Origin of the sequence: Streptomyces sp. NBC_01224 (assembly GCF_036002945.1) — a bacterium.
In the GTDB taxonomy this organism is placed as follows: domain Bacteria; phylum Actinomycetota; class Actinomycetes; order Streptomycetales; family Streptomycetaceae; genus Streptomyces.
Map to the genome: position 1 here is coordinate 9,285,721 of NZ_CP108529.1, position 19,552 is coordinate 9,305,272.

The following is a 19,552-nucleotide window of genomic DNA, read 5'->3' on the forward strand; positions in this document are numbered from 1 at the left end:
GGGACTTCCGGTTTACGGCGGCGAGCGGGGAAAACGGCAGGGTGAGGAAAGTGACACGGGCGAGCCGGACGAGGATCTGGGACCGGTTCTCAGCCTCTGACCCCGGACTGTTGCGGCTGATGGCCGGCCTGCGGACAGTCGGCGCCATCGCGCTCACGCTCGCGGTCCTGGCGCTGCTCAAGGCCGAGGTGAGCCACATGGTGGCGGGTGCCATCGCGGCCATGGTCGCGACCTTCGCCATCAAGGAGAAGCAGCGGCGCGAACAGGCCATCACGCTCGCGCTCGGCCTGCCCGTGGCGCTCGTGGCGATGTCACTGGGAGCGGTGTTGAGCACCGAGGTCGTCGCGGGCGACCTCTTCTTCCTCGCGTTGATCTTCGCCGCGGTCTACAGCCGCCGGTTCGGCGATCGCGGTACGGCCCTGGGACTCATCGGGTTTCAGATCTACTTTGTGTCCCTGTTCGTCAGAGCCGCGGTTTCCGCGCTGCCGGGGCTGTGCGGAACGCTGGTCATCGCGTTCGTCTGCAGCGCGGTCGTGCGGTTCGGCCTGGTTGTTGAGACACCCGAGCGGATTCTGCTGCGACTGCGCGAGGCATTCCGCGCCCGCCTCGCCCAATTGGTGTCCGCCCAGATCGAGTTGCTCGATGCCGGGCCGGACCACGTCGAGAAGGCGCTGGAGGATGTACGCCGGCACACCGCGCGCCTCCATCAGAGCGCGATGATGATCCAGGGGCGGCTGGAGGAGGGCACCAGCGACAGCGCCACCGCCTTGCTCGTCCAGCGCCGTGTCGCCGACGCCGAGATCGCCGCCGAGCGGCTCGGCGTACTCATCCTCACCGCGCGCAGCTCCGAACGCGCTGACACGCTCACGCTTCATTTGCCGCACGCGCCCGTGCCGACGCCCGGCAACCGGCTGCGGACACAGGACGACACGACCGCGACGCTGCGCCGTGATCTCAACGCATTGCGCCTGCTCGTCGCCCGCCCGGCCTCGAACAATCGCGGCGCCGCGGTGGCCCACCTGCGCAACCGGCTGCTCGGCTATCGGGACGAGGAGAATCTGCCGCGTGCCTCGGCCCCCGTCCAGGACGTCTTCCGCGGCATCGGGGAGGCGGCGCGCGCTGTCATGGGCCTGCGGCTGGCCCTCGACGGACCCCAGGACGAGTCCGACGACACCCCTGCGACGACGCGCTCCCGTGAGGAACTGGACGCCGAGGACGTCGCCATCGCGCAGGCAGAGGAGACCGAGCCTGTCGAGGATGTCCGCAAGGGACTGGAGCGTCCCACGACCCGTGCCGCGGTCCAGGTGTCGGTGGGTTCGGCGCTGGCCATCGTGGGCGGGGAGTTCCTCTCCAGCCAGCGGTGGTACTGGGCGGTGCTGACCTGCTGGGTCGTCTTCCTGAACACCGCGTCCACCGGGGAGATCCTGGTCAAGGGCTACCGTCGGCTGCTGGGCACGGTTCTCGGCGTCGTCGCCGGTGTCGGCCTGGCTGGTCTGGTGGGCCACCATACCTGGACGGCGTTCGCACTCGTGCTGCTGTTCATCTTCGCCATGTTCTTCACCGCGCCGCTGTCGTACGCCCTGATGTCCTTCTTCGTCACGGCGGCTCTGGGGCTGCTGTACACCCTGCTCAACAGCTACAGCTCCGCGGTGCTCGTCCTGCGCATCGAGGAGACCGCGCTCGGCGCCGCCTGTGGCGTGATCGCCGCGGCCGTGATCCTGCCGGTGCACACCGATCGCCGTACCGGCGAACTCCTCGGCACAGTGCTGACCCGGCTCGGTGACATCACCGATGCTGCGGTGGAGCAGCTGAGCGGCGGGCCCGCGCTCGATCTGCTGGACATGGCCCGGGAGCTCGATACGGCACTGGACGATCTGCGGTCCTCCACGCAGCCGTTGACCCACCCGATCACCCCGCTGCGGGCCCGCCGCCAGACCGCTCGCTACGTCGTGGCGCTGCTGGAGACGTGCGCCTACCACGCGCGTTCACTGGCGGCGACGGCCGAACTCCTCCCGAACAGCAAGAGCGTCGCCGCGGACCCGCTCCTGAAGGGAGCAGGCCGACGCATCGCCCACAACATCGACGTCCTCGTCGCGCGTGTCGAGGACGACGACGGCGGCGGCGTGGTGGAGACAGGCGCGAGCCTGGCCTCCATGTTGGAGACGGACAAGCCCGGCTCCCCCCGGCACGACCGTGTCACGGACCGCGTCCTGCGGCATCTGCAGCGCCTGGACGAAGGGTTGATCGGTCTGGCCCGCCCCCTCGGGGTGTCTGTCGCGACACCGGACCGGGCGTCGTCTCGGGGCGGGGGCGCGTAGCCGGGGCCGGCGTCGCGGCGTTCAGCCCACGTCTACAGAAACCGGTGTGTGTGGATCCCGAAGAACGGGAACGTCTGGACGGTGTGTCCTCGCCCGGGGTGGCGCGGCAGCACTCCGGCACGCTGGGCAACTGCCAGATCGGGGTCAGTGTCCATGCCGCTTCCGACACCGCGTCGTGCCCGCTGTCCTGGCGGCTGTTCCTGCCCCGCCGCTGGGACAGTTCCTCAGCGTCGGGCCGGCGGGCCCGCTGCCGGACGACGAGCGCATTCGCCCGAAGTGGCAGCTCGCCCTGGAGATGCTCGACGAACTGGCCGCGGCCGGGCTGCGGCCCGCGGTGCTTGTCGCGGATTCCGGATGCGGCGCGAACGCCGACTTCCGGACCACCCACGAGGACCGGGGCCTACGCGCTGCAGGTCAAAAGCGAGACGACTGCACACGTGGAGACGGCCGAACCCCACCGGTCGCCTTATGGCGGTCTCGGGCCCAGGCTGCTGCCCCGCTACCGTACCCGCCCACTCAAACCCCTTTCGTCACCGCGGGGCCTAGGGGCGTGGTGTCCGACTGCCCGCCCGTACCGCGTCCGTGCCCCAGCTCGCGAGGAGGCGCAGAGCCTCCGCCGACGCGGAGCCCGGCTCCGCGTGGTACACGCACAGGAACTGTTCGTGGTCGTCCGGGAGATGCATCGTCTCGTACGCAAGGGTGAGGTCGCCGACCAGCGGATGCCGCATCCGCTTCACGCCGTGGCCCTTCTCCTTCACGTCGTGCGTGGCCCACAGCCGCCTGAACTCCTCGCTCTTGACGGAGAGTTCACCCACGAGCGCCGACAGGTCCGGGTCCTCCGGGTGCTGGCCCGCGTACAGCCGCAGATAGCTGACCATGTCGGACGCCTTGGACTCCCAGTCCAGGAACAGCTCGCGGTAGTCGGGGGAGAGGAAGGTCAGCCGCGCCCAATTGCGCTCCGCGGGCGGCAGCTTGCCCCAGTCGCCGAACAGCGCCGCCGCCATTCGGTTCCAGGCGAGGATCTCCGAGCGCGCCCCGCCGATGTACGCGGGTACGCCCTCCATCGACTCGAGCAGCTGCTGCAGCGCCACCCGCACCTGCTGCCGCTTGGGCGCCCGGTACTTCCTGCGCTGCTGCTTCGGCTTGGCGAGGTGGGTGAGGTGCGCATGCTCGGCGTCGGTCAGGCGCAGGGCGCGCGCGATCGAGTCGAGCACCTCCGCCGACACATTGCGCCCGTTGCCCTGCTCCAGGCGTGTGTAGTACGCCACCGAGACCCCGGCCAGCTGTGCCAGCTCCTCGCGCCGCAGCCCCGGCACCCGCCTGTGCCGCCCGTGCGAGGGGATTCCCACATCCTCCGGCTTGAGCCGAGCCCGCCGGGTGCGCAGGAATTCGCTGAGCTCGGCCCGGCGGTCGAGGCCATCGGGGAGGGCTGCCTGTCCGTCGTTCGTGGCGGGGGTGTCGTCCATGACCCCAAGTATTCCCGGTCGTACGACCAGGAGCCTGACCCTGTCAGTAGTAGGACCACTGGACGTACGCAAAGCGGTGACCTGGGTGAACAGGCTGTGAGGAGGCACTCTGGAGAACATGACTACGACTGTTGCTGCATACGCCGCCCCCAGCTCCAAGGCCCCGCTGGAGCGCACCACCATCGAGCGCCGCACGGTCGGCGAGCTCGACGTCCTGATCGACATCAAGTTCGCCGGCATCTGCCACTCCGACATCCACCAGGCCCGCGAGGGCTGGGGCGCGGCCATCTTCCCGATGGTGCCCGGTCACGAGATCGCCGGCGTCGTCGCCGAGGTCGGCTCCGGCGTGACGAAGTTCAAGGTCGGCGACCGGGTCGGCGTCGGCTGCATGGTCGACTCCTGCCGCGAGTGCGAGAACTGCAAGGCCGGGCAGGAGCAGCACTGCGTGCGCGGGAACGTCGGCACGTACAACGCCATCGGCCGCGACGGCGAGCCCACCTACGGCGGCTACTCACAGAAGGTCGTCGTCGACGAGAACTTCACCGTCCGCATCCCGGACGGGCTGTCGCTGGACGTGGCCGCGCCGCTGCTTTGCGCCGGCATCACTACGTACTCCCCGCTCAAGAACTGGGGCGCGGCCCCCGGCAAGAAGGTCGCCGTGGTCGGCCTGGGCGGCCTCGGCCACATGGCCGTCAAGATCGCGCACGCCCTCGGCGCCGAGGTCACGGTCCTCTCCCAGTCGCTGCGCAAGAAGGACGACGGCCTGAGGCTGGGCGCCGAGCACTACTACGCCACCAGCGACCCGGCCACCTTCGAGAACCTGGCCGGCACCTTCGACATCATCCTCTCCACGGTGTCGGCACCCCTGGACTTCGGCGCGTACCTGAGCCTGCTGAAGACGGGCGGCGCCCTGGTGAACGTCGGCGCCCCTGAGGAGCCCGTCGCCCTGAACTTGTTCTCCTTGATCGGCGGCAACAAAACCCTCGCCGGCTCGATGATCGGTGGCATCGCCGAGACCCAGGAGATGCTCGACTTCTGCGCCGAGCACGACCTCGGTGCCGAGATCGAGCTGATCGAGGCGAGCCGGATCAACGAGGCGTACGAGCGTGTGCTCGCCTCGGACGTGCGCTACCGCTTCGTGATCGACACGGCGACGATCTGAGCCGCGTCGCTTTACCAAGCGGGTACGGCACGCGATGGCCGAGAGTGTCAGCGAGGGCCTGGATATCGGCATCGGCGGCCGGCGGTTTCAGGGTCCCGAAGCTGGCCGGGGCGTGCCCGTTGTATTGCTGGGAAACGCCAATACCTCGGTCCTGCGACGGGACACGATGGTTTTCACCGGTGAGAGGGACGGCCTATCGCTGTCACCGGATTCGAAGATTGTTCTCGGCCCTGGTGTCCCGTCTCGCTGCGCAAGGCCCGCCGCACTCACGGAGCGTGACCGGATCGTGGAACTTGAGCCAGAACCGGGCTGGGTGGCCGGGGGGCAGGCAACAGAGCAGGCTGGAGGTACCGATGGCCCGGGCGGCCGGGCCGGGAAGCGAGGCTCGCGATGAGCAGGCTCGAAGAACAGGTCAACGTCGATGTTCCGGCGCAGGAGGTCTGGGCGCAGCTGCACCGCATCGATGAGTATCCGATGTTCATGGAGGGCGTGAAGAGCGCCGCTGCGCACGGCAGCAGCCGAGCCCATCTCGACGTCCGGATCGGGGACGACGAGCAGGCTTTCGAGACTCGCATCGCCGATCGCGGAAAGGGCCAGGTGATGGACTGGACGGTGGACAGCCCGGAACTGAGGGCCGCCTTCGCCGTGAACCCGTTGGACGACAAGCACACCCAGCTGCAAGTCCGGCTGGAGTACGACCCGGACACTGTGCGGGCGACCTTCGGCGGCCCGAAGGGATTCGCTCAGGTTCACGCGATCGAGGAGACAGTCCGAACCGACCTGGAGAAGTTCAAGGACCTACTGGAGAGCCGGCACTGATCTCGACGTGCTGGTCGTGCCCGGGTAAGGACTGGCGCACTTGGCCACGGACCTCCGCGGCGTCCGGCACAGCCGTCAAGAGCAGGTTGCCGAGGAACACCCGTGCCCTGCGGGGTGCGTGGCACGAGTAGGCCGGGTCCGCCTTCGCCGGCGGGGTGACACGAGCGGTGGACCGCCAGCCGTTGCTCGTCACGGCCGCGCCGGGCTACCAGCACGCTGACGACCGATTGCGCTGAGGCTCAGCCACCCTCACCGCGACGGGCCACCCGGCGGGCGGCCTCATCCGAGCAGGGCGCTGGTGACAACGATGGTGGCCGGCTGGCCGGCAGTTGGTGCTGGTCGGCGCGTTCGGCTGATCCAGATGCGCGCGGCCTGGGCCGGCGTGAGGATCGGGTTACGGGCGGTGGCCCGGCCGCGCCCCGACCCCTTACAGGGTTGGCACCCTTCCCCGGCGCTCCGGTCCGCTTCCCGGTCCACACTGCCAGGGGGCTTGGAGGTACGTATGCCGCGGCCCTTGTGGACCGGTGCCATCTCGTTCGGCCTGGTCACGATCCCGATCAAAATCATCGCGGATCTCGTCCGGCCACCGCATCGACCAGTATCGCGACACCTTGGAAGAGCTGATCGAGGCGAAGGCGGAGGGCAAGGCTCCCGCTGAGCCGGCCGAGGGCGAGGAGCGGGAGCCCGGGAAGGTCGTGGACCTGATGGCCGCCCTGAACGCCTCCGTGGCAGCAGCCAAGGAAGCGCGCGGCGAGCACCGCGAAGACGCGACCGTGCACGAGATGCAGCCCCGTAAGAAGACCGCGGCGAAGAAGACGACGGCCGCGGAGAAGGGCACGGTAAGGAAGACGGTTGCGAAGAAGCGCAGCGCTTCCTGACCGAACAAGGGTGCTGTCATGGCCACGCTGCCGCGGATTGCTCCCATGCTTGCCATCCCCGGCGGCCTGCCGCCCGAGGCCGTCGAGGACCGGTGGGGATTCGAGGTGAAGTACGACGGCCAGCGCTCCATGGTCTACGTGTCGGCCGACGGGACGGTAACCCTGCGGTCCCGGTCCGGCGCGGACATCACTCCCGCCTACCCGGAGCTCAAAGCTCTGGGCTCCGTGCTCGCTCGTCCCGCGGTCCTGGACGGTGAGATCGTCGCGCTCGACTCCGAGGGGCGCAGCGATTTCGAGCGGCTGCAGTCCCGGATGGGGCTGGCCGGAGCCCCGGCGAAGGCCGCCCGCATGGCCCAGATCGTGCCAGCCCACCTGGTCCTGTTCGACGCCATGTTCCTGGGACACAGCAGCCTGACTGAGCTGCCGTACACCCAGCGCCGAAACGCCCTGGAGGACCTGGCCCTGAACGGGGTGCACTGGTCGACGCCTTCAGCGGTCGTCGGGCACGGCGCCCAGGCCCTGGAGATGACCCGGACCGCGGGACTGGAGGGTGTAGTCGCGAAGCGGCTCACCTCCGTGTACGAGCCGGGAGTCCGCTCTCGCGCGTGGATCAAGATCCGGCACGTTCGCACCACTGATGTGATCGTCGGCGGGTGGGTGCCCGGGCGCGGCCGGCTCGCCGGTCTGCCCGGCGCGCTGCTGATGGGGGAGCGGCACGAGGGCGCCCTGCGGTACGTGGGGAGTGTCGGGACAGGGTGGAGTGACACGGAGCGCATCACCCTTGCAGGCCTGCTCCAGGTTGCTGCGATCGATGAGTGCCCGTTCGACAAGGCACCCGGGGTGGCCGGCGCACGGTGGGTGCTGCCCCGCCTGGTCGGCGAAGTCCGCTACGCGAGCAGGACCCGGGCGGGCCGCCTGCGCCATCCTTCCTGGCACCGCCTGCGCCCCGACCTCGCCCCGGACGACATCGCGTGATCTGAACAGACCGTCAGGCGTTGGCCGCCCGCGAGCAGTTCCCGCACCCGGCCCACCCCCCCCCGGATCCAGGAGGCCCGCACACTGCTGCGTCGCATTACCGCTGAGGATCCGCTCGCCTGACGACCACGTACCGCTCAACCTGAGACGGCACAACTTGCGCTGTGAGACAGGACACAAGAGAGTCACTCGAACCGCTGGGGCCGTCGGTGACTCTGCGGCGCGCTTCGAAGATGGAGGCCGAAGGTGGCGTGGACGGCCTCGGGACTGGACGAATGAGTCCAAGGGATGCGGACTGGCCAAAACGAGGTTGACTGCGCCTGCTCAGTTCAGGCGCCGCCGGTAGTAGGAGATCGTGACGACCCCGAGCAGCGGCACCCACAGCAGTAGTGGTGGTGCGTAACAGGCGTCCATCACCACGAGTGCCAGCCCGGTCGGAGCTCCCTGCGCCCCTCCGAATGCTGGCGCAGGACACCTCGCTGCGGAGCGACGACGTGTGGGTGGTCGACTCCACCCCGGTCGGCTGCGGCTGTTCCCGTGAGACCGCCAAGCGCTCGGACCTCGCCGACTGGGCCGAGTACGGCTACTGCGCATCGCACTCCCGATACTTCTGGGGCCTGCGCCTGCACCTGGTCTGCACCCTGGGCGGACTGCCCGTCCTGTTCGCGCTCACCGGCGCGAAGGCCGACGAACGCGAGACCCTGTGCGGCATGCTCGATGCCGCACCCGTCGTCGCCGCCCATCCGAGGCAAGCGATCACCGGCGACAAGAACTACTACGGCCGGGACTTCGAGCGCGACCTCACAGAGCGTCACCTGGAGTTGTTGCGCCCGGCCCGCAAGGGTGAACCTGAACGGGCAGGGGCGCATCTGTTCAAGCCGCTGCGGCAGGTCATCGAATCGATCAGTCAGACCTTCAAAGGGCAGCTCGACCTGGAGCGACACGGCGGGGGCACTCCGGTCTGAGTGATCGCCCGAGTCCTGACGCGCGTCCTGGCGCTCACCGCCGCGATCTGGCTGAACGACAAGCCCGGCCAACGCGTCAAACGATCTCTGATCGCCTTCGATCACTGACCGCGACGACACCCCTTGGACTCATTCATCCAGTGAGCTCGCATGTTGAGGTGTCGCGTATTGCTTAGTGGTCGGCTGTGGAAGTCCTTCGGAGGTTGACGTGTGGTCAGGTCGAGTGGGCGGGTGGCGAGGAGGTGTAGACCGCACGTGCAGTCCGGTGCGCGCTCGGGGAACCGTCGAAGCTGACGGTGGGCGGCCGGCTGGCCTGGGGTGGGGGTGACTGCAGGCAGATGCCGAACGGGAGGTCGCGCGAGGTGCGAATGAGTCGATCGGCAGGTAGTCCCGGTCTTTCCTGGACGATCGAGGAAACACTCTGCATGATCATCTGGTGACCACCCCAGAGACCATCGTCGAACGCCAGCTCGCCGCCTACAACAGCCATGACCTCGAAGCCTTCGCGGCGACGTACGCCCCCGACGTCTGCGTCAACCGCCGCAGTGGCGACCGCCTGCTCGGGCGCGACGCCGTGCGGGAGGCGTACGCCGACATGTTCGCCAAGGGCCGCTGCCGGGCCGAGATCGTCGGCCGACTCACCGAGGGCGACTGGGTGGTGGACCACGAGATCGCCCACGGCATCACGGACGACCCCCTCCGCGTGCTGGTCGCCTACCGGGTCCGCGACGGCCTGATCGACCACGTCGACTTCCTCGGCTGACCGAACGAACCGTCAGAGGGTGTTCGGTACCGGCTTAGTGGTCGGCTCCGGAAGTCCTCCGGGGGTTGATCAGGTTGGCGGCGAGGCGGAGGATTCTTCTTGTCGGTCGGCGAGGGTGTGCTGGTCGAGCCGGGCCAGCAGATCGTCCAGGTGCAGTACTGCTTGGACTAGCCTCGATCTTTCGTGATTGGTCGTCAGCTTCGGCTGGCGGCCAATGCGTCGTTGTGGAGCGTGTGCGGGCATACGGGTGGCCCGATCGTCGCATCGGGTGGGCGCCGGATTCCACGGTTCCGGTCGGTGGCTCTTCTGCTCGTCGGGACGGGTTGTTGCTGGTCAGCGTGGGTTCGGGAGGGTGTCGAGCCGTCTGATCGCGTCTGTGATCACGTCGGTCCATGGCCAGTGGTGGGCGAATCGCAGGTGCCGTTGGCGGGCGGTGGTGATGAGTTGGGCAGCGGCGGAGAACAGCCGCAACCGCAGGCGGCGGGGCTCCCAGAGGCGGGGTTTGCCGGTCAGAGCGAGCATCGGCATCCAGGCGAGCAGGTCGAGGGCGAGCTGGACGATCTCCAGCCAGATCCGGTTCTGTGCGGTCTCGTGCAGGGGCAGGTTCCGCAGGCCGGTGGCCCGTGCGTTCCGAATGCGGTCCTCTGCCCTCGCCCGTCGGCGGTGCCTCAGTTCCAGGTCCGTGATCTTCCCGCCCGTCGTGTTGGTGGCGAAGCAGGTGAGCCGCAGGCCGTCGGCGTCGGTGAAGCGCAACTGGGCGCCGGGGTGGGGCCGTTCCTTGCGGACGATCAGCCGCATTCCCTTCGGCCAGCCCTTGAGTGTGTCGCCGTCGAGTTCGGCGGTCCAGGCGCCGTCGCGGATCTCGCCGCCCGGCTCGACCGCTGGGGTCCAGGCGGAGGCCGGGACCTTCAACACGGCCTGATGAATCTGCTCAGTGATGGTCATCCCGACCGAGTACGACAGCCACCGGCCCCGTTTCGTGAGCCAGGCGAGGAACTCATGGGTGCCGCCCGCGGAGTCGGTACGGATCAGTGTGGACCGGCCGCGCCGGTGACGCTTGGGGAGCTGGGCCAAAGCGAGTTGAGTGGCGGTGATGTGGTCGGCGGCGGTGTTGGATCCCGCGTTCCCCGGCCGCAACAGTGCTGCCACCGGCTCCCCGGTGCCACCGCTTCCGTGGTCGACGAAGCCCATCAGGGGGTGATGTCCAAACGACTTCTTCCAGGTCGCGGCCGCGTCCTGCTTGTCGGAGTGGGCCAGGACCAGCACTCCGTCCAGGTTCACAATCACCTGGCCGCCCCTATCCGGCGCCGCATCTTTGGCCAACGTCCAGACGTACTCGCGCACTTCGGCGCGCGCCGAGCGGATCGCGGTCAGGGCCTTGTCCCCGGCCGCGGCGAGGGTGTCGATCAGCCGGGAGACCGTTGGGTCGGAGGCCACCGGCCCGAACACGGCCGGCTCGGCCCGCAGCAGTCCCGCATCGGCCAGGCAGTCCCCGCCCAGCGCGACCGCGAGAGCCACATCCAGCAGGATCTTGCCCGGATCGTGCACCGCCCGAGGCCGCCGCCACGGCGTCAGCGCCGCCGATATCTCGGTATCCAGGCCGGTCTTACGGGCAGTCTCGACCAGCAGTACTCCGCCAGCCTGCGAGACCACCCCGCTCCCGCCGCCCTCGATGCGGACACGCGGATAGGACCCGATACGCTTCTTCACCTGAGGAGTGCTTCTTTCATGCGCCGACCTGGACCCTAGACAAGTCCCATCGTTGCAGGTCAGGAGCACTCTTCGCGTTTCCGATCACGCATCGGACACCCAGCCACGTGAAAGCCCGAGGCTAGACGGCAGTAGACGACGTCGGCGACTCTCGGGAAGCACAGGACAGCGATCCAGGCGGCCTCCAGCGCCGAGCTCCTGGTGGGCAGTCAGGCGCCCTTGAGCGCGTCGCGGACGGCATGCGGCGCAGGGTGCTTGACCGTCCTGAATGATCTATCCGAGATTGGCCGTTGTCCTCCATGCCTGTGGCCCGAGCCGTGGCTCTTACCTTGACTTCCTCCGAGCGCCGCCGGTTGAAAACGATGGCCTACGGTCGCAAGACCGAATGTGCGTGCTGTGCTGTTCCCGCACCCGCGGGGATGGTCCCACCGCTCCGGCGCCGGAGAAGCAGCACGCCGCCTGTTCCCCGCACCCGCGGGGTGATTTCCGGTTCGCCGCCTCACCGGCGTGTCGGACAACACGAGAGTGTCGGTGTTCGACGACACGTGAAGTGTCAGTGAGTCGTGCGCCCTGGTTGGCCTGTGCGATCAGATCTGAGCGATGAGCGCGTAGCGTTCGTCGGCCACCGGTCCGCCCCAGAGGTCGGGGCTGCTGCTGAGGTCCTCGGTGCGCAACTCGGTGACGAGTGGGCGTACGACGGCTGCCAGTTCGTCGGCGCCGATGCCCTGGTGCCAGGGCAGGGTCTCGGCTCCCGCGACGTAGGGGACTCCAGCCTGTCCGGCCTCACGCCACCGGCCCTCGACCAGGACAAGCTTGCCGCCCGGGCGGATACGTGCAATCCACTCACGCAATGCGGCCTGCGGATTGGGCAGCGTCCACACCAGGTGCCGGGAGAGTAGGAGGTCGAACTGCTCGTCACCGGTGGGCGGCACCGCAGCGTCACCCACGAGGAATCGGGCCTGGAGACCGGCGGCCGTCAGCTTGGCGCGGGCCTGGTCGACCATCCGCGGTGCCAGGTCCACTCCCGTGACGCGGTGCCCGGCCTCGGCCAGTAGCTGTGAGATTGAGCCGGTACCGCAGCCGACGTCCAGCACATCCGCCGGGGTGGCCGGCGCCCAGGAGATCAGGCGCTCCTGCCAGGCGGCGCGGGTGACCTCTTCGCGCAGGCCGTGGTCGGGCTCGTCGTCAAAATCGAGGGCAGCGTCGTTCCAGTAGGCGGTGATGGCGGCAGGGTTCGTCATGGTGGCAATCTTGGCATCCTCCACTGACAGAGTCCCGGGGCCATGGGGTTGAGCTGACGGTTCCATGTCCCCTCATGCTGCTGACCACTCGATGGACGGAGATGGCAGCGGCAACTGGTTGTGCGCGGGTGGTAGTAGGACTCAGGTCGCGTGGTGGCCGGACGAGTCGAGGAGCGTTATCTCCTCATCCGTCAGCTGCAGTGCGCCTGCCGCCAGATTGTCGACCAGGTGGTCCGGGTTGCCCGTGCCCGGGATGGCCAGCACATGTTCGCCCTGTTGCAGCGTCCATGCCAGGCGGACCTGCGCGGGCGATGCGCCGTGTGCGCGGGCGACGGCGATTACCTGCTTACTCTCGGCGCCGCTGGCTCCCGCCTCGCGTCCGTCGCCGGCGATGGAGAAGAAGGGCACGAACGCGATGCTCCGCGCCGCGCACTCCTGCAGCATCTCATCGCCGGCACGCGCGCCGATCCCGTAGCGGTTCTGGACACACATCACCGGTGCGATCGCCTCGGCTTCGGCGAGATGCTCCGGCCGGACACCGGAGATTCCGAGGTGCCGGACGAGCCCGGCGTCGCGCAGCTCGGCGAGCACCCCGAAGTGCTCGGCGATGGAGTCCTGGCCCATGAGGCGCAGGTTGACCAGGTCGAGGTGGTCGCGGCCGAGCTGGCGCAGGTTCTCCTCGACCTGGCCGCGCAGTTGGTCGGGCCGGGCCGGGGTGGTCCACTCGCCCGACGTGTCCCGGGCCGGACCGACCTTGGTGGCGATGACGAGGTCGTCCGGATACGGCGCCAGCGCCGAGTTGATCAGTTCGTTGGCGGAGCGCAGCCGAGAGAAGTAGAACGCCGCGGTGTCGATGTGGTTGACGCCGAGCTCGACTGCACGGCGCAGCACGCCGATCACACGGTTGCGGTCGCTGGGGGTTCCGAGGTGGAAGGGGGCGTTTCCGGTCAGGCGCATTGCGCCGAAGCCGATCCGGTTGACCTTCAGGTCGCCGAGGAGCCAGGTGCCCGCGGCGGCCGCGGAGATCGTGTTTGGTGTCATCTTCCCCAGTTTTCTTTCGATCGGACGTCGCCCGTCGACCGGGCGGCCTTGGAGTATGCATGGGTGGCAGCCACGGCGAGAAGGCGCGGAGCCTCGGGGGAATGTCACAGCGGACCTGGGAACCGGAGGGTGCCGCGAGGAGTTGTTACTTGCGAAGTCTCGCCCCTTGTTTCTGGGGGTCAGGTGCGCGTTCTGAAGCCTGACCGTCCGCGTTCTTCCGACGTTGGCGAGCGGTCTCGCTCTCCATCAGTTCGCCGAAGCGTGCGCTGTGCCAGATGGTGCCCTCGTGCTTCACGTACGCAGGTGTCCAGGCTCGGGTGAGGACGGGTTTGACGTGGTTCGTGGTTCGTCGACGGATGCCTGGCCGGGTCCGGACTGACGCTCACAACACCGACCCCACCCTGAAAACCTTCTTACGCAGCTGGTGGGTTGGTTCCGGCCACTCGTAGGATCGGGAGGCCCAGGGGTGCCGGGTGTGGCTGTCAACATCATGCCGCCGGAGTGGCTTCTACTGATTGGCCACCCGGTGCGCCGCGACGACTCGGGCCACTGATCGGGATGCGCGCGGCAAGATCGCTTGGTAAGGACACGCTGGCGAGGTCGTCTGCTGGGACAGGTACAGGATCCACTTCGGAGGTGACCGTGCCCGAACTGTGGGCTGGTAAGAACGGTACGTATGGGTTGCGCACACCTGGCCGCATGGTCGTGTCAATCCTGAGACATTCCTTGCGAGGATTGAGGGGCAGGAATCGTGTTGACCATGGTTCTGGTGGAGAACACCCGCAGGGCCATTAAGCAAGGCAAGGAGTGTTCAGGATGCGTACGAACTGGAAGTTCGCCGTTACCGTCGCCGCCACTGCGCTGACGGGTGCTGCTGGTGCGGGAGTCGCGCAGGCTTCGCCCGTAACGGCCGGCAGCGTCGCCCCTTCGGCCTGCCGGCCGGCCAACCACACCGCGAAGATCACCGAGGCGCCCGCCAGCGCAGGGCACCGCCACTACCGCGTGACGCTGACCGCGCCGCGCGGGTACGAGCCGTGCAAGCTGGCCGGTTCGCCCACCAACGTGCGGTTCTCGAACCGCGGTTCGGAGATCGGGGTCGCCGCTGGCCACTACGGCAACCAGGCAACCGTGGTGACCTTCGGCCCGGGCCACCCGGTGCACTTCGATATCCAGGTTCCCAGCAGCGGCCGCAGCACCGCCGCGAGGGAGGCATCGTTCACGCTCCAGGCTCCGGACGGGGAGATCCCCGGCACGTCCGTCGCCCAGGGCAAGCTCAAGGTGGCCACCGATACCCTCATCGGTCCGGTCCAGCGCGGCGCCTGACCTCCTCCCACAACCCGGTGCGTCCCGCGGCAGTGTCACGGCGGCGGGACACACCGGGTCTTTCGTGTGCGGTGTACCGCTGAACGGCTTGCATCGGAAGCAACAGCGCGGGGTGGCTTCGTTCACTTTCAGCAGGATCAGGCACAAATTCCGTGAGAGACGTGTACTTGTCTATGACGGAGACTGCGGCCTCTGCACCACCTCGGTGACGTTCGCCGAGCAACATCTCCGTCCCCGTTGTGCAACCACCCCAGATGTCGAAGGTCGAGCTGTACGCGGCGATCCGACGCGATCACCGCGCGGACATGAAGATGCGCGAGCTTGAGTGCAAATACAACGTGTCATGGCGGACGGTCAAGAAGGCCGTGGACTCGGCGCTGGATCTGTACAAGCCGTTGATCGACGAGATGCTGCGGACGGATCTCGATGCGCCGTGCAATCGGCACCATACGATCACGCGGATCTTCCACCGGATCATCCCGGGAACGGCCGCACGGCGCCGGACGTTGGGCCTGCGTGGTGATGTTGTCGAGCCTATTAGTCATGGCCGTGCTGGTGATGGTGCCGTTCCTGCTGGCTTCGGCCCGCTACATCGTCGTCCGTACCGGCCGACCCGATTGGTTGCGCCATGCCCTAGCGGCCCGCACACCGCGTCATGGGCTGGGTGTGGGGGCCTCGGTCGCCGATGAGCTGCATGCGTTCCTCAACTCGGCAAAGCGCGTGGAGATCGAGCACCGGGTGGAGGAACAGGTCCTGAAGGACGACGCGCGGGACGGCGCGCCGCCCCGCATGGGGGTGGACCTGGAAGCCGGTACGGCGGTGGTCCGGCGGAAGCCGAAGTCCTGACAACGGAACGGGCACCGGCAGCATTTGCCGCTGGCCGGCGGTCCGCTCCCGGGAAGATCATTAATTGCTGTACAGATGGTCCCAAGGCCGTGATCTCCTCTCACCGCACCGCCCTATGAGCAGTCGGGCGACCTGCCCGGAGAGGCCACCGCCGTCACTTCTCATGAATATCAGCCAGCCCATTGATGAACGACTGCTGTCGAAACTCGTCAGCAAACGCTGCTGCTGAAAGTTAACGAAGCCAGGGTGCAGGCGGTGCCGGCGTTGCTTGAGTTCGCACACACTGACCTGCGCGTGCCTATCTGCTGTCCATCTCACGGGCGGATTGTCCATTGAGGCGCGGACCCTGCAGCAACTGCAGGGTCCGCGCTTCCGTGCGCATTGGTTTCTACGGGAACACCGTAATCCGCGCTTGATGCGCACTCGTTGTGTCGGCTGAGGATGAGCAATCCAGGCAAGCCAAGCATCGCGGGTGGTCACGGTCGGTGGGGGCTGTGAGACGTGGGGCTTGCCTGCATTCCGTACCGCGTAATGGCGTTGTCGCATGCCACGTGGGAATGCTCATCGCTCAGCACGAGTGAGGTCGGGCCGCGTCACCAGCTGCGGCCGATGCCACTTGCAGCCCGTCTGGGCTCTCCGGATACACCGCCTGCAGGAGGCCGCGGACGAAGCGGTCGGGGTCGTCCAGGCCGGCGGCGGCCAGGGTGTCGGAGCCGTCGGCCAGCAGGTGTGGGATGGCGGCGTGTATGGCGAGGGTGACGATGGCTGCCCGCTGCGGAGTGACGGGCAGTCCGGCGGCCCGCTGAGCCAGCTCGAAACCCTCGAAGTCGGAGGCCGCGATGGGATCGAGGATGGCTGACAACCAGGGCTTGCGGGCCGCCTCGACCTGCAGCTCCAGGTAGGCGAGCAGGCGGGGGCGACCGGGCCCTGCGACGTTCTCCACGAGCGCCCGGAACGTGGCTACCAGGCCCTCGCGGTCAGTGGATCCCGGTCCAGTGGCGGCCATGTGTGCCGTGGTCTCGCGGTACCGCTCCAGGCAGCGCTCGGCCACCGCGCGCAGTAGGGCGTCCCGGGTCGGGAAGTAGTTCTTGGTGGTGCCGGGCGGCACCTCTGCGGTCGTGTCGACAGCGCGGTGCGTAAGGCCGCGTCCGCCCGCTTCGGCCAGCACCTCGATGGCCGCGTCGCGCAGCCGGTCTCGGCGATCCGGATTCACCGTCAGCTCTCCTTACTCCTGGGCACCTTGCCCACGCTACCCCAGCCGTGGTACCACAGATGTGGTGATCGAAGGGTCGAGCGAATCGGGGAGGGTGGCATGACGGGAATGGCGGTTGTAGTTGGGGCGGGAGTCGGTGGGCTGGCGACGGCGATCGGGCTGCGCCGCGCGGGTTGGGAGGTGTCGATCCTGGAGCGGCGGACGGAGCTGGAGCAGTACGGCACCGCGTTCGGCATCCACCCCACCGCGCAGGCCGCGCTCGATCGTCTGGGGGTGGGCGAGGCGTTCCGCGGTCGGGCAGTTCCCTACCGAGGGGCCCGTATCCGCACCCCAGAGGGGAAGGTGATGGCGAGCCTCCCGCTGGAGCGGATCGAGCGGAGGGCCGGCCGCCCCGAACTGCTGATCTCCCGGCCCTACCTGATCGATGCACTCATGGCCGAGTTGGACGCCTTCGGAGATGTACCTCTCAAGTTCGGGGAGAACGTCTCCGAGGTGGATGCGCTGGTGGCCGGGTACGACCTGGTGGTCGGTGCCGACGGAATCCGCAGCGCCGTGCGCGCCGTCCGGTTCGGCGAGCGCAGCGGTCCGCGGCACCTCGGAACCGTCGCCTGGATCGGCATCGCCGACTTCGAGAGCGGCGTCTACGGCGAGACCTGGGGCAAGGGCCGGTTCTTCGGGATGACTCCGGTCGAGCCGGGCCGCACCAACTGGTACGCCACCGTGCCCGAGGCCACCACCGCCGAGGAGCTGCGCGGACACTTTGAGGACTGGCACAACCCCATCCCGCGTGTCCTCGCCGAGACCGACCCGTCCACCTGGATCCGTTACGAGATGCGGCACCTGTTCCCCGCTCTGCCGACCTTTGTCAACGGTGGGAGGGTCGCGCTGGTCGGCGACGCGGCGCACGCCATGACGCCCAACCTGGGCCAAGGTGCGTGCACGGCGATCCTCGACGCGGAGGCCCTGACCCGGGCCGTCGCCGAGCACGACCCGGTCGGCCTGCCCGCCGCCCTGCGCGCCTACGACTCGGAACGCCGTCGCAGCGCCCAGCGGGTCGCCTTCGGCTCCCGGAACCTGCACCGCTTCATGACCACCGAGCGCACCCGCCTGCGCAACTCGCTGTTTCGCATGATGCCGAGCTGATGGAGACTCACGACACGGACGGGTGACTTTCGTGGTCAGCCGGGCCATTCCCGCGACTTGGCGATGACAGCCAGGAGTCGTTGCGCATCGAATCCCGGATTTGCGTGTCCACTGCGCGTCGAGCGCCGACATTGTGCATCAAGCCTCGGACACTACAGCAGTGTCACCGGTTCACTATTCATGCAGGCAGAGGCATTGCATGTGGTGGCGTCCGTTCTCGTCGCGGTACGTGGCGTGTGAACCCAAGTGACTCCCACAGTCGCCTCGGAACGACTCCCGCTCCCGGTGGCAAAGCCGGATCCTCGTTGGCTCAGCCTGCGTTCTGTGCGCCGAAACGCAGGCCGTCGAAGAGGATCGCCGTGATGTGCACGGCTTCGTCCTGCCAGCCCTCCGTGGTGTGCATTCCGCAGATGCCTCCCAGTGCGCGCAGCAGTGTGCGTCCGCTGACGTCGCCACGGATGGTGCCGGCTGCTGTGCCCGCTTTGAGCAGCTGATCGAGGGCCTGTGCCATCTGGGCGCGGGCGTCATCGAAGATCGGTGAGTCCGTCGCCATGATGCTCTCCAGCGCGACGGCCATTCCCTTGCCCACGGCGGCGTGCTCCACGAGCAGCAGCAGGAATCGCCGCAGGGCCTCGTCCGGGGCATGCCGGTCAAGGAGTTCCGTGGGTGCGGCGCATAGCTGGTCGACCTCCTGGCGGTAGACCTCCTCGACGAGGGCTTCGCGTGTGTCGAAGTGGCGGTAGAGCGTGCCGACCGCGACTCCGGCTCGCCGGGCGATCTCTTCTACGTGAGCGTCGGCCTCGCCGGTGAGGAATGCCTCCCGTGCCGCGGTCAGGAGCGCCTCGCGGTTGCGCCGCGCATCAGCGCGCAGCGGACGTGACGATGGCAACAGTGCTTCATAAGGTGAGTTGGGTTCCGCTTATGTTTCGTTTCCGAAGTCGGGTTCACCTTACTCGAGGAGCACTCCCATGACGTTCCCGGAAGAGGGGCTCCGCGGACTTCGTGTTCTGGTCACCGATGGCAGCCGCGGCCTGTGCGAGGCGACTGCCCGTCGATTTGCGGCAGCAGGCGCGACGGTGCTGACCGCCTCGCGCAGCGCGCCGCCGGAGGATCTGCCGGCCACCTTCATCCCTGCGGACCTTGCGACGGATCAAGGAGCAGCGGAACTCGGCCGACGGGTCATCGGCAGCGTCGGTGGGGTGGATGTCCTGGTCGACAGAACGCGGCGAGGTTCGCCACGGTCCGCTGGGCCTTCTCCTTCAGGGTGAGGGACTCGTGGAGGTGTGCGCCGATGCCCGCGTCCTTCTTCCCGCGTGCATACAGGGAGCAGGTCAGGTCGCTGCATATGTAGATGCCAATCGAGTTGCCCTGCTGCCCGGCCTCCCGATTCGGCGCGACCATCAGGGAGACGCCCCCGGCGTGGGTGGTCAGGCACACCGAGCACATGCTGCGCCGCATCTGCCAGGGGCCGGCGCCGGAGGAGCGCAGCTGGACGCCGACCGGGCGGCCGTCCAGCTCGGTCACGAGGTAGGCCCGGTCGGGGGCCTGGGGATCTCGCCAGCCCAGGAAGTCCAGGTCGTCCCAGCACCGCTCGGCCAGGTCGCGGGGGACGGCCAGGCGCTTGGCCTCGCCCTTGGTGCAGTTCACAAATGCGGTACGAATCTCTTGCTCGGCCAGCCGCTTTATAAA

16 protein-coding genes and 3 pseudogenes are annotated in these 19,552 nt (G+C 68.2%); 12 read left to right on the forward strand and 7 right to left on the reverse strand.

Going from position 1 to position 19,552, the window contains the following annotated elements; translation table 11 throughout:
* The first annotated feature begins 119 nt into the window (after nt 1-119).
* Together OG609_RS42310 and OG609_RS46575 are read left to right on the forward strand one after the other, a co-directional pair.
* On the forward strand, nt 120-2,318 hold the full coding sequence (locus OG609_RS42310) for an FUSC family protein (protein WP_327278371.1): 2,199 nt from the start codon (nt 120-122) through the stop codon (nt 2,316-2,318).
* A gap of 98 nt (nt 2,319-2,416) precedes the next feature.
* A pseudogene (locus tag OG609_RS46575) lies at nt 2,417-2,679 on the forward strand (transposase); the annotation flags it as partial.
* A gap of 181 nt (nt 2,680-2,860) precedes the next feature.
* Here OG609_RS46575 and OG609_RS42315 read toward each other — a convergent pair.
* A complete protein-coding gene (locus OG609_RS42315) occupies nt 2,861-3,784 on the reverse strand; it encodes a helix-turn-helix domain-containing protein (protein ID WP_327277614.1) in 924 nt (307 codons plus the stop codon).
* 118 nt (nt 3,785-3,902) lie between these two features.
* Between OG609_RS42315 and OG609_RS42320 the strand changes: the two genes are divergently transcribed.
* The 6 genes and pseudogenes from OG609_RS42320 (at nt 3,903) to OG609_RS42345 (ending at nt 9,346) form a co-directional block, all read left to right on the forward strand.
* Nucleotides 3,903-4,946 carry an NAD(P)-dependent alcohol dehydrogenase gene (locus tag OG609_RS42320; protein ID WP_327277615.1) on the forward strand — a complete coding sequence of 348 codons (1,044 nt, stop codon included), beginning with the start codon at nt 3,903-3,905 and terminating at the stop codon, nt 4,944-4,946.
* A gap of 390 nt (nt 4,947-5,336) precedes the next feature.
* Complete coding sequence (locus tag OG609_RS42325) at nt 5,337-5,765, forward strand: SRPBCC family protein (RefSeq protein WP_327277616.1); 429 nt, start codon at nt 5,337-5,339, stop codon at nt 5,763-5,765.
* Between the two features lie 593 nt (nt 5,766-6,358).
* A pseudogene (locus OG609_RS42330) lies at nt 6,359-6,643 on the forward strand (Ku protein); the annotation flags it as partial.
* Nucleotides 6,644-6,661: 18 nt separating this feature from the next.
* Nucleotides 6,662-7,618: a non-homologous end-joining DNA ligase gene (gene ligD / locus OG609_RS42335; RefSeq protein WP_327277617.1), complete on the forward strand. Its 957-nt coding sequence runs from the start codon at nt 6,662-6,664 to the stop codon at nt 7,616-7,618.
* Nucleotides 7,619-8,073: 455 nt separating this feature from the next.
* Nucleotides 8,074-8,691: pseudogene (locus tag OG609_RS42340) on the forward strand (transposase); the annotation flags it as partial.
* A gap of 328 nt (nt 8,692-9,019) precedes the next feature.
* On the forward strand, nt 9,020-9,346 hold the full coding sequence (locus OG609_RS42345) for a nuclear transport factor 2 family protein (protein ID WP_327277618.1): 327 nt from the start codon (nt 9,020-9,022) through the stop codon (nt 9,344-9,346).
* 333 nt (nt 9,347-9,679) lie between these two features.
* On the opposite strand, the gene OG609_RS42350 is transcribed toward OG609_RS42345, so the two are convergent.
* The 3 genes from OG609_RS42350 to OG609_RS42360 form a co-directional block, all read right to left on the reverse strand.
* A complete protein-coding gene (locus tag OG609_RS42350; RefSeq protein WP_327277619.1) occupies nt 9,680-11,056 on the reverse strand; it encodes an IS1380 family transposase in 1,377 nt (458 codons plus the stop codon).
* A gap of 587 nt (nt 11,057-11,643) precedes the next feature.
* Complete coding sequence (locus OG609_RS42355; RefSeq protein ID WP_327277620.1) at nt 11,644-12,297, reverse strand: class I SAM-dependent methyltransferase; 654 nt, start codon at nt 12,295-12,297, stop codon at nt 11,644-11,646.
* A gap of 141 nt (nt 12,298-12,438) precedes the next feature.
* Nucleotides 12,439-13,338 (reverse strand): oxidoreductase, encoded by a 900-nt coding sequence (locus OG609_RS42360; protein ID WP_327277621.1) that lies wholly within the window; start codon nt 13,336-13,338, stop codon nt 12,439-12,441.
* A gap of 816 nt (nt 13,339-14,154) precedes the next feature.
* On the opposite strand from OG609_RS42360, the gene OG609_RS42365 reads away from it, so the two are divergent.
* Both OG609_RS42365 and OG609_RS42370 read left to right on the forward strand, forming a co-directional pair.
* Entirely contained in the window at nt 14,155-14,661 is a 507-nt protein-coding gene (locus OG609_RS42365) for a DUF4232 domain-containing protein (protein ID WP_327277622.1), read from the forward strand.
* Nucleotides 14,662-15,204: 543 nt separating this feature from the next.
* The gene (locus tag OG609_RS42370; RefSeq protein ID WP_327277623.1) at nt 15,205-15,507 is read left to right on the forward strand and encodes a DUF6191 domain-containing protein; all 303 of its coding nucleotides are present in this window, start codon (nt 15,205-15,207) and stop codon (nt 15,505-15,507) included.
* A 568-nt stretch (nt 15,508-16,075) separates the two neighbouring features.
* On the opposite strand, the gene OG609_RS42375 is transcribed toward OG609_RS42370, so the two are convergent.
* Nucleotides 16,076-16,720 (reverse strand): TetR/AcrR family transcriptional regulator, encoded by a 645-nt coding sequence (locus tag OG609_RS42375; RefSeq protein WP_327277624.1) that lies wholly within the window; start codon nt 16,718-16,720, stop codon nt 16,076-16,078.
* Nucleotides 16,721-16,819: 99 nt separating this feature from the next.
* Between OG609_RS42375 and OG609_RS42380 the strand changes: the two genes are divergently transcribed.
* A complete protein-coding gene (locus OG609_RS42380; RefSeq protein ID WP_327277625.1) occupies nt 16,820-17,863 on the forward strand; it encodes an FAD-dependent oxidoreductase in 1,044 nt (347 codons plus the stop codon).
* A gap of 310 nt (nt 17,864-18,173) precedes the next feature.
* Here OG609_RS42380 and OG609_RS42385 read toward each other — a convergent pair whose 3' ends face one another.
* On the reverse strand, nt 18,174-18,752 hold the full coding sequence (locus OG609_RS42385; RefSeq protein WP_327277626.1) for a TetR/AcrR family transcriptional regulator: 579 nt from the start codon (nt 18,750-18,752) through the stop codon (nt 18,174-18,176).
* Between the two features lie 79 nt (nt 18,753-18,831).
* Between OG609_RS42385 and OG609_RS42390 the strand changes: the two genes are divergently transcribed.
* Nucleotides 18,832-19,131, forward strand: coding sequence for an SDR family NAD(P)-dependent oxidoreductase (locus tag OG609_RS42390; RefSeq protein ID WP_442818048.1), 300 nt, complete (start codon nt 18,832-18,834; stop codon nt 19,129-19,131).
* Here OG609_RS42390 and OG609_RS42395 read toward each other — a convergent pair.
* On the reverse strand, nt 19,043-19,549 hold the full coding sequence (locus OG609_RS42395; protein ID WP_327278372.1) for an FBP domain-containing protein: 507 nt from the start codon (nt 19,547-19,549) through the stop codon (nt 19,043-19,045). The two genes, OG609_RS42390 and OG609_RS42395, sit on opposite strands and share 89 nt — an antisense overlap.
* Between the last annotated feature and the right edge of the window lie 3 nt (nt 19,550-19,552).